Consider the following 12,994-nt stretch of genomic DNA (forward strand, 5'->3'; position numbering starts at 1 on the left):
TATGCCCCGTCCCCGAAGGAACATGCGTCACCGCGAGCTCAACAAGCACAGGAAACACCCCTGACGGGGGCGGTGAGCGGGTCCGGTGAACGCCGCGTGACGGTGCCGCCACCGGTCTCCACGGGGTAGCCCTCCCGCGCCCAGTACTCGAATCCGCCGAGCATCTCCTTGACGGGACGGCCGAGCTTCGCGAACTCCAGCGCCGCCTTCTGGGCGCCGTTGCAGCCCGGCCCCCAGCAGTAGACGACCACGGCCGCGCCCTCGGGGACGAGCGCGGCGGCGCGTCCGGCGATCTCGGCGGTGGGGAGGTGGACGGCGCCCTGGACGTGGCCCTGCGCCCAGCTCTCGGTGCTCCGGGTGTCGACGACCACGATTCCGGGCGTCCCCTCGGCGAGCCGGGCGGCCACGTCGGACACGTCCGTCTCGAAGGCCAGCCTGGCGGCGAAGTGCCGGAGGGCCTCGTCGGCGGTGGCGGGCGCCGGGGTGGCCTCGTTCATCTGCGGCTCCTTGGAATCGTGACGAGCGTCTCGTGACCACCTCGATCCTCGGCCGCCGGCCGCTCGCCCGGAAGTGGCGCGAATGCCGCGTATCGCTAATATCGCGCCATGTACGTCGCCGCCCCGTCCCGCCGGCACACGGTGTCGGTGCTGGTGTTCGACGGCATGGCGCCGTTCGAGCTCGGCACGGTCGTCGAGGTGTTCGGGCTGCCCCGGCCCGAACTGGACGTCCCCTGGTACGACCTGCGTGTCTGCTCTCTGGAACGCGGCCCGATGCGGGCGGTGGGCGGTTTCACGATGACCGCCGAGCACGGGCTGGACGCGTTCGCGTCGGCGGACACCGTGCTGGTCGTCGCCGTCCCCGACGTCCGCGGGGACCCGCCGCCCGAGGTCGTCGCGGCGCTCCGGGAGGCGCACGCGCGGGGCGCCCGCGTGGCGTCCATCTGCTCGGGCGCGTTCGCCCTCGCCGCCGCCGGGCTCCTGGACGGACGGGCGGCCACCACTCACTGGCGGTACGCCGACCTGCTCCGCCGCCGTTACCCGGACGTCCACGTGACGCCCGACGTCCTCTACGTGGACGGCGACGACGTGCTCACCGGGGCGGGCAGCGCGGCGGGGCTCGACATGTGCCTGCACCTCGTCCGCAAGGACCACGGCGCCCGGGTGGCCAACGCGGTGGCGCGGCGGCTGGTCGTCCCGCCGCACCGGGACGGCGGGCAGGCGCAGTTCGTGGAGGCGGCGGTGGTCCCGCCGGGGGAGGACGACCCGGTCGCGCGGGCCATGGCGTGGGCGCTTGACCACCTCGCCGAGCCCATCACGGTGGCCCGCATGGCACGTGAGGCGTGCCTCGCACCCCGTACGTTCCTGCGCCGCTTCCAGCGTCGGACAGGGACGAGCCCGCTGCGCTGGGTGGTCAGCCAGCGCGTCCTGGCCGCGCTGCCGCTGCTGGAGGAGGGCGGCGCGCCGATCGAGGAGGTCGGCGCGGCGGTCGGCTTCGAGAGCCCGGCGACGTTCCGGCACCACTTCGCCCGGACGATGCGGACCTCCCCGTCCGCCTACCGCCGCACCTTCCGCACCGCCGGCGGAACCTGACCCGCCTCCCTCACGCCCGGCGCGGGGAGCGCGCGCCGGGGTGAGAGTCCGGTAACGGTCACGAACCGGGGAGTGTCCCCGCGGTTTCCTGACCAGCAGAAGTCACCGATGTCAGGGGCGAGTTGCGCCATCTCGGCGGCCGGGGCGCGGCCGCGGTGACCGCGAGGGGCGGCAAGGTCAGCACGGCAGTCAGGCGGCGCGGGACGGGCGCGGGCGCGATCGGTCCGGACGCCCGCAAGATCATTACAGACGGGACCGAAACGCGCGGCCGCCCCGCCGGAAAACCGGGCACCGACACAAAGTTCCTGCTCAATCGTTGATCATCGCCCGGGGCCTTTGTTAATCTGCCCGGCAGCCGAGAGGAAGCGGTCCCTTACCGCATGTGATAGATCACTTCCACTCCGCGACATTTGTTCATCCCACCAACAAATGGAAGCCGTTCTCAGTGATCACGGCCGACACAATCGGCCGCGCACGCCTTCAGCTACACCCGACCCTTGAGTAGTCAGGTGAACGGTACAAGTCAATGACAGTTCAACCGCAGGCAGCCCCTGCCGCCCCACGCGCCGGCGGCACCCTCGGAAAGCGGATCCTGGCGTTCGCCGGCCACCCGCTGTTCCGCGGTGATCCCCAGGTCGTCCACGGCCGCAACCCCTACCGCCGCATGCTCGCGCCCGGCTCGCTGGCCGAAGCCGACTTCGACCGCCCGCCGGGCCCCGGCGAGTGGGCGGCCCATCGGTCCCTCGCCGCGCACCGGCTGCTCGGCACCTTCTACGAGGCCGAGACCGTGCTGCTCCCCGAGCAGGGACTCGACGGCCTGTACGAGGATTTCGACCTCTTCTACGGCCCTGACCTCAAAGAACTCCGGGAAGGGTCCGTCTCGGATCTGGAACGTTTCGCGTTCGGCTGCCTGGACGAGGCCGTGGACGTCAGCGGCGCCGCCACGCCCGAGGTGCTGGAGGCCTACTTCCAGCACGTCGTCGAGGAGGCCGCCGCCGGGCCCTCGCCCGCGCTGACCGCCATCGCCGGCGCCCGCGACCGCAAGAGCGCCGCCGACCTGTACCTGGTGCAGCTCGCGCTGGACGGGCTCACCGAGGCCTCCGCGATGTCGCGCAACCTCGCCGGGGCCTACGGTCCCGAGCAGTCCGCCCTGTTCAAGATATTCATCGACGAGTTCGGCTACGGGGTCTACGACGCCAAGCACACCACGATCTTCGCCAAAATGCTGCGCAGCCGCGCGATGGCGACCCATGTGCACGCGTACTGGAACTTCTACCTGACCGGCCCCCTGGCAACGAACAACTACTATTACTACCTGTCCCGCGACCATGCGAAGTTCTTCCGCTACGCGGGCGCGGTCACCTACGCCGAGGCCGTCTTCGCGCCCGCATTCGTGGAAATGATAAAAGTCTTCCGCGATATATTCGGCGACGCGGTCGATCTGCATTACTGCGACGAGCACGCGCACATCGACGAGCACCACGGGCGCATCACCCGGGACCAGGTCCTGCTGGCCCTGGCCGGGCGGCACGGCCCGCGAGTCGTCCCCGAGCTGCTGCGCGGCATCGCGGAGGCGCGGCTGGTCGGCGGCTGGTTCGAGGACGACACCGCGGCGCAGATCCGCTGGTCCGACGACCTCCCCCGGCACCGCGAGCTCGCCGGTTCGGCCCGGACCGGGTCCGAGCCTCCGCGGCGCGTCGTGCTGACCGCCGAAAGCCCGTTCGGGACGCGGTGCCATGACGGCGACGTCGTCCTGGAGGTGGAGCGCGGCGAGGCCGACCTCGTCACGACCCCCACCGGGCCGCCCGAGCGGCTGGCGCGCGGCGAGGCCGTGCTGATCCCCGGCGGGCGCCTCTACGGGATCCGGCCCGCGACGCCGGAGACCGCCTGCGCGCTCCACGCCGTGCCTCCCGCCTGAGACTCCCCGCTCCCCGACGCTCCCGCCGAGACTCCCGTCTCTCCCGCCCCGCCTGACCGCGCCATGCCCAGTGCCGCCCCCGCCCGTCACCGGCCGCGCCCGAAAGACAAGAGGAGCCGATGGCCCGCGTCATCGTGATGGATCTGAGCCGGCACAACACCGTGATGGTCGGCCACGACCGCTACTTCGTCCTGCACGAGGGCGAACGGTCGCTGCTCGTCCGCGACCACTGCCCGCACCGCGGCGGCCCGCTCAGCCTGGCCCGCCGCACCCCGGACGGGCGGCGGCTCAGCTGCCCGTGGCACGGCACGAAGGTCGGTGTCTCCGCCGTGAAGCGCTCCTGCCTGCCGATGGTGCGCAGCGGCGACGAGGCCGTCGTCGTCCTTCCCGACACCGGCGACCCCGTCTCGGTCATCCACAAGGAGATCCTCGCCAACCTGCCGCCCGACCCGACCCACGACGAAGGGGCCGAGAGCCGATGAACAGCGCACAGCCGCGGACGCAGGGCGCGATCGCCGGGATCCACGACGGAACGGAGCTCGGCGAGTTCCTCAGGTGGGGCCGCGACCTGCACCACCAGGGCCGCTACGAGGACGCCGCCAGGGCCTTCGAACTGATCCTCGGCGTGGACGCCGACAACCAGGAGGCCCTGATCGGCCGGAACCGGGCCGTCCGGCGCTCGGTCCCCCGCTGGCACTGGGAGATGCTGCACGACGAGGAGCGCGCCGAGCTGTACGACCGGGCGATCCGGCAGGCGGTTGCGGCCGCCCCGGACGCCCTGGTCCTCGACATCGGCGCCGGGTCGGGCCTGCTGGCGATGATGGCGGCGCGGGCCGGGGCGCGGGAGGTCGTGGCCTGCGAGGGCCAGCCGTCCGTCGCCGAGACGGCCGCGCGGGTGGTCCGGGTGGCCGGGTACGACGACGCGGTCGGCGTCGTGTCGAAGATGTCCACCCGCATGACGGTGCCCGGGGACCTGCCGAGGCGCGCCGGCCTGCTGGTCACCGAGATCGTCGACTGCGGCCTGCTCGGCGAGGGCATCCTCGGGACGATCGCGCACGCCCGCGAGCACCTCCTCACCCCGGACGCGACGATCATGCCGTCGCGGGGGCGGATCCTCGCGCAGCTCATCGAGAGCGAGCCGCTGCACCGCAAGAACCACGTCGGCAAGCTGTACGGGTTCGACCTCGCGCCCTTCAACCGCCTGTCCACGCTGGAGTACTTCGACTCCCGGCTGCACCGGCACGAGCACCGGGCGCTGTCGGAGCCGACGACGGTGTTCGAGTTCGACTTCTACACCGCGGACGCGCGGCCGCAGCGCACCGAGCTGACGGTCCGGCCGACGGCCGCGGGCAAGATGCACGCGATCGCGTTCTGGTTCGAGATGGAGCTGCTGCCGGGGATCGTGGTCGACAACGCGCCCGGCCACGACTCGCACTGGAAGCAGGCGATCCAGTGCCTGCCCGTCCCGCTGCACGTCCAGCCGGACCTGCCGGTGTCCCTGGTCGCCGCCCACGACGGCGAGTGCGTCCGCTTCGAGGTGGAGTCCGAGGAGGTGGTCGCGTGACGGCGATCACGGAGGCGCTCGGCGCACCGGCGCCGGGCATGGTGACGACGAGCATGGCACCGACGCCGGCCGCGGCGAGCGCCCTCGCCGCCTACTGCTCGCAGCGGATCTTCCAGCCCGGGCCCGAGGTCCTCATCGAGGGCAACCCGTTCCGGCGGCCGATCGGCCCGCCCGGCGCCGGCGCCGGCGACTTCTCCGTCCCGGCGACGGAGGCGGAGTTCCTCGGCAGCGGCCAGCTCATCGCCGGCCGCGTGCTGTGCAACGCCTACGAGAGCGACATGATCCTGCTGCCCGCCGCCGGGCTGGCCTCCGCGAAGGACGACTTCGACCTGTTCTACGGCGACGAGGTGCGGGCGCTGCGCGACGCCGTCCGGCCGGGCCTGGAGCGGTACGCGTTCTCCTTCCTGGACGACGCCGTCGCCGTCCCGCCGGTGCGAACGCTGGAGGAGCTCCAGGCGTACTTCCTCACCGAGGTCGGCGGCGCCGGGGCGCCCGCCGACGCGTCCGGGAGCAACCCGGCGGTGGACCCGGCGGCCGAGGTGACCGGCACCATGCGGCTGATCACCGAGTGCCGGCGGCCGGAGGAGGCCGCGGCGCTGCACCTGATCCAGCTCGCCCTGGACGCGCTGACCGAGGCGTCGGCCATGGCGCGCAACCTCGGCGGCTCCTACGGCGTCGAGCAGTCCGAGCTCTTCAAGATCTTCAACGACGAGTTCGGGTACGGGGTCTACGGCGCCAAGCACAGCACGATCTTCAAGGAGATGCTGGCCAGCGTCGGGCTGCGCACCGACCTGCACGCCTACTGGAACTTCTACCTGACCAGCTCCCTGGTCGGGGTGAACTACTTCAACTGGCTCACCGAGGACCACCGCGGCATGTTCCGCTACATGGCGGCGGTGACGTACCTGGAGTGGCTGTTCGCCCAGGGGTTCGCCGACACCGGCGCCATGCTCCGCGCCGTCTACGGCGACCGCGTGGACGCCAAGTACTGCGACGAGCACGCGCACATCGACGTCCACCACGGGCGGATGACCTACGAGAACCTGCTGCTCGGCCTGGCGCGCACGCACGGCGAGCTGGTCATTCCCGAGCTGGTGCGCGGCATCGAGGACACCAAGCTCCTGCTGCGCCTCGGCGACGCCGACTTCCGCGCGCAGATCGCCTGGGCCGACGGCCTCGACCGGTACACCGAGAAGGGCGCCGCGCTGGCGTCCTCCGCGCTGGACGACGCCGAGACGAGCACGCTCCGCCCGGACAGCCCGTTCTGTACCGGCGTGTACGACTCCGACCGGCTCGTGGAGATCACGAGCGGCGAGGCGGACGTGTACGCGTGGGCGACCGGCCACCCGCACCGGCTCGGCACGGGCGACGTGCTGCTGGTGCCGCGCGGCCGCCTGCACGGCCTGAAGGCCGCCTCGCCCGAGGCCCGGGTGACCGTTCGAACCGTCGAGAGGACGTCGCGATGACCGAGAACGCACCTTCGGCCGAGCGGCCCGCCCCGGTCGGCTCGTACAACGAGTGGGACCCGCTGGAAGAGGTGATCGTCGGCGTCGTCGACGGCGCCGCCGTCCCGCCGTGGCATCCGGCGATCGAGGCGACCGTCCCGCCCGAGGCGTGGGACTTCTACCGTCGCAACGGCGGCGGGGGGTTCCCGCGGGAGCAGGTCGAGGCGGCCCGCGAGGAGCTCGACGGTTTCGCGTCGATCCTGGAGGGCGAGGGCGTGACCGTCCGGCGCCCCGACCCGGTCGACCAGTCCCGCCCGTTCGGGACCGCCGACTGGACGTCCACCGGCGGCTCGTCGCACACCTTCCCCCGCGACATCGCGCTGGTCGCCGGCGACCAGATCGTCGAGGCGACGATGGGCTGGCGGTCGTACTACTTCGCCACCCACCCGTTCCGGACGATCTTCAAGGACTACTTCCGGCGCGGCGCCCGCTGGGTCGCGGCACCGAAGCCACAGCTCACCGACGCGTCCTTCAACCCGGGCTACGCCGCCGCCAAGCCGGCGACCATGTCCCCGGACGACCCGTTCCCGGACGCCACCTCCGTCATCACCGAGTTCGAGCCGATCGTGGACGCGGGCGACTTCATGCGGTTCGGCCGCGACATCCTCGTCCAGCGCAGCCACGTCACCAACCGGTTCGGCATCGAGTGGGTGCGGCGGCTGCTCGGCGGCGAGTTCCGGGTGCACGAGGTCGCCTTCGCCGACGACCACCCGATGCACATGAACGCCACGTTCGTCCCGCTGCGTCCCGGCCGCGTGCTGATCAACCCCGAGCGGGTGCCGGAACTGCCGGAGATGTTCGCCGACTGGGACGTGCTGGTCTGCCCCGAGCCCGCCATCCCCGCCGACCAGACCATGTACTTCTGCAGCCGGTGGATCGCGATGAACACCCTGATGCTCGACCAGGAGCGGATCTTCGTCGAGGCGCAGGAGACCGAGCTGCTGCGGCTGCTGGAGAAGGAGGGGTTCACCCCCATCCCCGTCCCGTTCCGCACGGTCAACACCTTCGGCGGCGGCTTCCACTGCGCCACCCTCGACGTCCGCCGCCGCGGCGGGCCCGAGGACTACTTCTCCTGACAACCTGCGATCGAGGTCCGCATGTCCTATGACCCGCCCGCGGGCGGCGAGCGTCCGCTCCTTCTCCTGGTCGCGAGCAGCTACTGGGTCTACCGCAAGTACATCCTGGAGTCGGTGTCGCAGCGGTACCGGCTCTGGCTGCTCAACCCGTCACCGGCGAGCTGGGAGGAGCCCTACATCGCCGGGCACACCGTCGTCGACTGCCTCGACCTCGAAAAGCTGACGGCCGCGGCGCGCGACGTCGCCCGCGACCACGAGGTCGCCGGGGTGTTCTGCTACGACGAGGTCTACATCGAGACGTCCGCGCACCTCAGCGCGGCGCTCGGGTTCCCCGTCCTCGACCCGGGCGCGGTGGCGCGGTGCCGGGACAAGTCCGCGACGCGGGAGGCGCTGCGGGACGCCGGGTTCCCGCAGCCCGCGTCCCGTGCCGTGGCGTCGCTGGAGGAGGCGCGCGCGTTCGCCGCCGGGATCGGGTACCCGATCATCGTCAAGCCGCGCAACCTCGGCGGCAGCCTCGGCCTCAGCAAGGTCGAGAGGCCCGAGGACCTGGACGCCGCGTTCGCGCTCACCGACGGGACGCGGATGGGCGGCATCCGCCAGTTCGAGGACTACGTGGTCGTGGAGGAGTTCCTCGAAGGCCCGGAGATCTCCGTCGAGTGCGTCCTGTTCCAGGGGGAGTGCACGCCGCTGATCGTGGCGCGCAAGGTGCTCGGGGGCAGCGGCGACCTGGCGTTCGAGGAGATCGGCCACGACGTCGACGCGGGCGACCCGCTGCTGTTCGACGCCGGGTTCCACGACATGCTCACCCGGGTCCACGCGGCGGTCGGGTTCACCGACGGGGTCACGCACATCGAGTTCAAGCTCACCCCGGACGGCGCGAAGCACGTCATCGAGATCAACGTCCGGCTGGGCGGGGGGATGATCCCCTACCTCGGGCTGCTGACCTCCGGCGTCGACGGGCCGCTCGCGGCGGCCGACGTCGCGGTGGGGCGCCGCCCCGCCCCGCGGTTCCCGAAGCCGCGCAGGGCCGCGTCCATCCGGTTCGCCTATCCCCCGTTCGACATGGAGGTCACCTCGGCGACCGCGCACCGGGAGCTGATACGACCCCCCGTCGCGGAGGTCGAGGTCGGGACGCAGCCCGGCGCGCGGGTGCGGCTGCCACCGCACGGCCTGGCCCGCACCGGCTACGTCATCGCGATCGGGGAGACCCTGGAGGAGACCCGCGCCGCGATCCCGGACGCCGGACGGTACTTCACCTTCGAGGGCGTCCCGCTGGAGCCGGCGCCATGAGCTCCGCCGACTCCCCCGAGCCCCCGGCTCCTCCGGAACACCCGACGATCATCGCCACGCTGCGGGAGATGAGCGGGACCGTCCGGATCCTCGTCCTCGGCAACCTGATCATCAATCTGGCGGCGTTCCTCAACGCGTTCCTGGTGCTGTTCCTCACCGACAGGGGCTTCACCGCGTGGGAGAGCGGCGTGGTGCTGACCGCGCTGATGATCGGGCGGATCTCCGGGTCGGCGGCGGGCGGCGCCGCCGCCGACCGGTTCGGCTACCGGCGCGCCATCATCGGCTCGATGGCCGGCACGGCGGTGCTGACCGCGGCGCTCGTGCACGTCCCGAACGTGTGGACCGGCGCGCTGGTCGCCGGGGGAGCGGGCCTGACCGCGCAGGCGTACCGGCCCGCCGCGCTCGCCTGGGTCGTGGAGCTGACGCCGAAGGACCGCCAGGTCATCGTGTTCTCGGTGCTGCGGCTGACCTTCAACGTCGGAACGACGGTCGGCCCGGTCGGCGCCGCGCTGCTGCTGGCCTACTCCTCCTACGACGCGCTGTTCTACGTGGACGCGGCGACGTCGCTGGCGTTCGGTGTCCTCGCCTACGTGGCGCTGCGCTCCAACCCCGAGCCGGCCGGCAGGGAGGCGGCGTCGAGCGACGGCAAGCGCGCCGGATACGGGCAGGTGTTCGCCGACCGGCGGTTCATGCTCGTCGTCCTCGGCCTCTTCGTCACCGCCATCGCCTACATCCAGAGCTCGGCCGCGCTGCCGCTGTTCGTCACCGGCTCCGGGCACACGGAGAAGGTGTACGCGGCGCTCCTCTCCGTGAACGGGTTCATGGTGATCGCGTTCGAGGTGCTGCTGTCGAAGTGGACGCAGCGGCTGCCGATCGGGGTGCCGATGGCGCTCGGCATGGCGATGCTGGGCGTCGGCCACCTCGTCTACACCGGGCCGTCCCCCGTCACGATGCTGATCCTCGCGACCGTGGTGTGGACCGCCGGCGAGATCATCGCGGCGCCGTCGATGATGGCCTACCCCGGCCTGGTCGCGCCGTCCGCGCTGCGCGCCCGCTACATCGCCGCGGCGACCGTCCCGCAGCACGTGGGCTACGCCGTCGGCCCCATGATCGGGATCGCCGCGTGGCACGCGTGGGGCTCGGGCGTGTGGGTGCTCACCGGGGCGTGCGGGCTGCTCGCCGGCCTCCTCGTGCTCGCCGGGGCCGGGGTGTCGCGGCGGCGGCCCGGCGAGGACGAGCCCGCGAAGGAGCCCGGGGAGCCGCCCGCCATGGCCGCGAGCCGGCCGGGCGCGGCGGACGAGGCGGGCGCGCCGGACTCCCCGGGGCCGCAGGGCCAACCGACGGATCAACCGACATGAAGGTGAAGAGCATGAGCAAACCCGTCGTCGCCGTCGTCCGGCCGTTCAGCTCGTCGGCGCTGCTCGCGCCCGCGCTGCGCGAGGCCGGCTTCAGCCCCGTCGCCGTCATGGACTACGACGGGCCGGCGCTGGCCCCCATGCAGGGGGCCTACGACCCCGCCGCCTACGACGCGGTGATCAACCACCACGGCGACGTCGAGGAGACCGTCGCGCGGCTGGGCGCGCTCGAACCGGTCGCGATCTTCCACGGCGCGGAGGCCGCGCTGGAGCTGGCGCAGCGCTGCACCGACGCCCTCGCGCCCGAGCTGTCCAACGACCCCGCGCTGATGGACGCCCGGCGCCACAAGTACGCGATGCACCAGGCCGTCGCCGCCGCGGGGCTGCCCGTCCCCCGGCAGATCTGCGCCTCCGACCCCGCCGAGGTCGCCGCCTGGATCGAGCGCGAGAAGCTCGCCGGGGTGGACCTGGTCATCAAGCCCCCGGCCAGCGCGGGCACGGTCGGGGTCAGCCGCGCGCCCGGCGGGCAGGGCTGGCGGGAGCTGTTCGACCGCATGATCGGCACGCGCGACAAGCTGGGCGTGCTCGCCGACGAGGTGCTCGTCCAGGAGCAGCTGACCGGCACCGAGTACGCGATCGACACGATCAGCCACCGGGGCCGCCACTCGATCACCGACATGATCAAGTACCGGCGGGTCCCGTTCGGCGAGGGCATCGCGGTGTACGACAGCGTCGAGTGGCTGCCCTACGACCGGGACGCCTACGGCGAGCTCATCGACTATGGCCTCGCCTCCCTGGACGCGGTCGGGCTGCGCAACTGGGCCGCGCACACCGAGATCATGATGACCCCGGACGGGCCCCGGCTGCTGGAGGTCAACGCGCGGCTCTCCGGTGCGGGCAACCCCGCGGTCACCTACATCGCGTCGGGGGAGAGCCAGGTCACCCGGACGATCGACCTGGTGCGCGGGCGCGGGCCGGAGCTGCCGCCCGGCTACACGCTGCGCCGCAACGTCATGGCCGTGTTCCTGATGTCGCACTCGACCGGGATCGTGCGCAACGCCGAGATCTACGACCTGGCCCGCGAGCTGCCGAGCTACCACTCGCCCGTCGCGGTCGTGCGCACCGGCGACCACGTGGACGCCAGCACCGACATCTTCGCCAGCATGACGATGGGCTACATCATCCTCGCCCACGAGGACCCGGAGCAGATCCACGCCGACCGCGAGGCCATCCGCAAGATCGAGAAGGACCTGGTCGTCGACGTGGAGGGGGCCGGCTGATGGTCACCGCGAAGTACATGGAGGCGGCCGGCGAGGGGCCACTGCGCGACGTCATGACCGAGGCCGAGTACCCGCCCGTCTTCGCCGAGGCCTGGGGCAGGTACCTGGCGACGCGGCCGCTGCTGTCGTCGGAGACGCGGACGCGCCAGGCGGCGGACGACCTCGCCGGACTGTTCCGGCTCATGGCGTCCCTGCCGGACCGGCTGTTCGACGGCGACCGCCGCAGGTTCTGCGCCGCGGTCGGCGCGGACGCCCGCCGGACCGACCTCATGACGCGATTCGACGCGGAGCCGATCCTGTACGGGCGGGCCGACCTCTACGACGACGGATCCCGGTTCCGGCTGCTGGAGTTCAACATCGGCAGCGAGCTGGGCGGCGTCGACATGAGCGAGGCCAACCGCTGCCTGCTGGCCCACAAGGAGTTCGCCGCGTTCGCCGACGAGCACGGCCTGTCCACCGTCGACACGCCCGCGGCCATCGCGCGGCAGTTCGTCCAGGCCACGCAGAAGGAGGCGCCCGTCGTCGCCACGCTTGAGGCCGTCGACGGGATGGCGGCGTACGAGTCGCTGCACCGCTCCTTCCAGGAGTCGATGAAGCGGTACGGCATCGAGCTGCTCATCGGTGAAGTGGACCAGGTGCAGGAGAAGGACGGACGGCTGTACCTGCACGACCGTCCGCTCGACCTCGTCCTGCGGTACTTCTCCGCCCACCAGGTGGCGCGGGACCCGCGCAACGACAAGCCCGTCGAGGCCGTCATGCGCGCCTACGAGGAGGGCAAGGTCGTCCTGTGGACTCCCCTGACGGCGTCCATGTTCTCCTACAAGAGCTGCCTGCCGCTCGTCTCCGATCCCGACATGCGCGCGGAGCTGTCGCCGGACGAGAACGCCCTGATCGACCGCATCCTCCCGTGGACGCGGACCCTCACCCCCGACCTGGCCGACCAGGTCCGGGCCGAGCGGGACGAGCTGATCCTCAAGCCGGTCGCGGGCCTGTCGGGGAGGGGCATCCGCGTGGGCTGGGAGCAGACCGACCGCGAGTGGGCCGAGACGGTCGCCGGGTGCCTGAAGGAGGACTACATCGTCCAGCGCCGCGTCGTCCCCGCCGCCGAGCCGATGCTCAACGACGAGACCGGCGCGGTCGAGGACTGGCTGGGCGTGTGGGGCCTCTTCGTCTTCCCGGACGGCTACGGCGGCGCGTTCTGCCGGGCCGTCCCGTCCGGCGGGGCGTCGGTCGTCAACCTCGGCACGAAGGGCGCGCGGGTGACCTCCGCGTTCCATTACTGATCGCCGGGAGGGCGCCGCGGGCCGGGCTTGGCAATGCCTGCCAGATTCGAGGCGCCCTCCGTTTTTGTCCACTTTTGACCTTTCTGGACGGCGGTGCCGTGGTTAGCATCACGCTGCCACCCCTCACTGGAGAG

The 12,994-nt window shown here is 72.1% G+C and carries 11 protein-coding genes; 10 read left to right on the plus strand and 1 reads right to left on the minus strand.

Going from position 1 to position 12,994, the window contains the following annotated elements; all coding sequences use genetic code 11:
- Positions 1–38 precede the first annotated feature (38 nt).
- Positions 39–497, minus strand: coding sequence for a rhodanese-like domain-containing protein (locus BJY14_RS20925; RefSeq protein WP_179845180.1), 459 nt, complete (start codon positions 495–497; stop codon positions 39–41).
- A gap of 108 nt (positions 498–605) precedes the next feature.
- On the opposite strand from BJY14_RS20925, the gene BJY14_RS20930 reads away from it, so the two are divergent.
- The 10 genes from BJY14_RS20930 to BJY14_RS20975 all read left to right on the plus strand — a co-directional run bounded on the left by BJY14_RS20930 (position 606) and on the right by BJY14_RS20975 (position 12,860).
- Positions 606–1,589 (plus strand): helix-turn-helix domain-containing protein, encoded by a 984-nt coding sequence (locus BJY14_RS20930; RefSeq protein ID WP_179845181.1) that lies wholly within the window; start codon positions 606–608, stop codon positions 1,587–1,589.
- Positions 1,590–2,115: 526 nt separating this feature from the next.
- On the plus strand, positions 2,116–3,507 hold the full coding sequence (locus BJY14_RS20935) for an iron-containing redox enzyme family protein (RefSeq protein WP_179845182.1): 1,392 nt from the start codon (positions 2,116–2,118) through the stop codon (positions 3,505–3,507).
- A 119-nt stretch (positions 3,508–3,626) separates the two neighbouring features.
- On the plus strand, positions 3,627–3,989 hold the full coding sequence (locus BJY14_RS20940; protein ID WP_179845183.1) for a Rieske 2Fe-2S domain-containing protein: 363 nt from the start codon (positions 3,627–3,629) through the stop codon (positions 3,987–3,989).
- Positions 3,986–5,071 (plus strand): 50S ribosomal protein L11 methyltransferase, encoded by a 1,086-nt coding sequence (locus tag BJY14_RS20945; RefSeq protein ID WP_179845184.1) that lies wholly within the window; start codon positions 3,986–3,988, stop codon positions 5,069–5,071. Before BJY14_RS20940 ends, BJY14_RS20945 begins: the two co-directional genes overlap by 4 nt.
- Complete coding sequence (locus tag BJY14_RS47285; RefSeq protein ID WP_179845185.1) at positions 5,068–6,537, plus strand: iron-containing redox enzyme family protein; 1,470 nt, start codon at positions 5,068–5,070, stop codon at positions 6,535–6,537. The genes BJY14_RS20945 and BJY14_RS47285 overlap by 4 nt, the downstream gene beginning before the upstream one ends.
- Positions 6,534–7,652, plus strand: coding sequence for an amidinotransferase (locus BJY14_RS20955; RefSeq protein WP_179845186.1), 1,119 nt, complete (start codon positions 6,534–6,536; stop codon positions 7,650–7,652). Before BJY14_RS47285 ends, BJY14_RS20955 begins: the two co-directional genes overlap by 4 nt.
- Positions 7,653–7,673: 21 nt before the next feature.
- A complete protein-coding gene (locus BJY14_RS20960; RefSeq protein WP_179845187.1) occupies positions 7,674–8,942 on the plus strand; it encodes an ATP-grasp domain-containing protein in 1,269 nt (422 codons plus the stop codon).
- Complete coding sequence (locus BJY14_RS20965; protein WP_179845188.1) at positions 8,939–10,300, plus strand: MFS transporter; 1,362 nt, start codon at positions 8,939–8,941, stop codon at positions 10,298–10,300. The genes BJY14_RS20960 and BJY14_RS20965 overlap by 4 nt, the downstream gene beginning before the upstream one ends.
- 11 nt (positions 10,301–10,311) lie before the next feature.
- Complete coding sequence (locus BJY14_RS20970) at positions 10,312–11,577, plus strand: ATP-grasp domain-containing protein (protein ID WP_179845189.1); 1,266 nt, start codon at positions 10,312–10,314, stop codon at positions 11,575–11,577.
- A complete protein-coding gene (locus tag BJY14_RS20975; RefSeq protein WP_179845190.1) occupies positions 11,577–12,860 on the plus strand; it encodes a hypothetical protein in 1,284 nt (427 codons plus the stop codon). The genes BJY14_RS20970 and BJY14_RS20975 overlap by 1 nt, the downstream gene beginning before the upstream one ends.
- Positions 12,861–12,994: the final 134 nt, after the last annotated feature.

Source organism: Actinomadura luteofluorescens, assembly GCF_013409365.1.
Taxonomy (GTDB): Bacteria; Actinomycetota; Actinomycetes; order Streptosporangiales; family Streptosporangiaceae; genus Spirillospora; species Spirillospora luteofluorescens.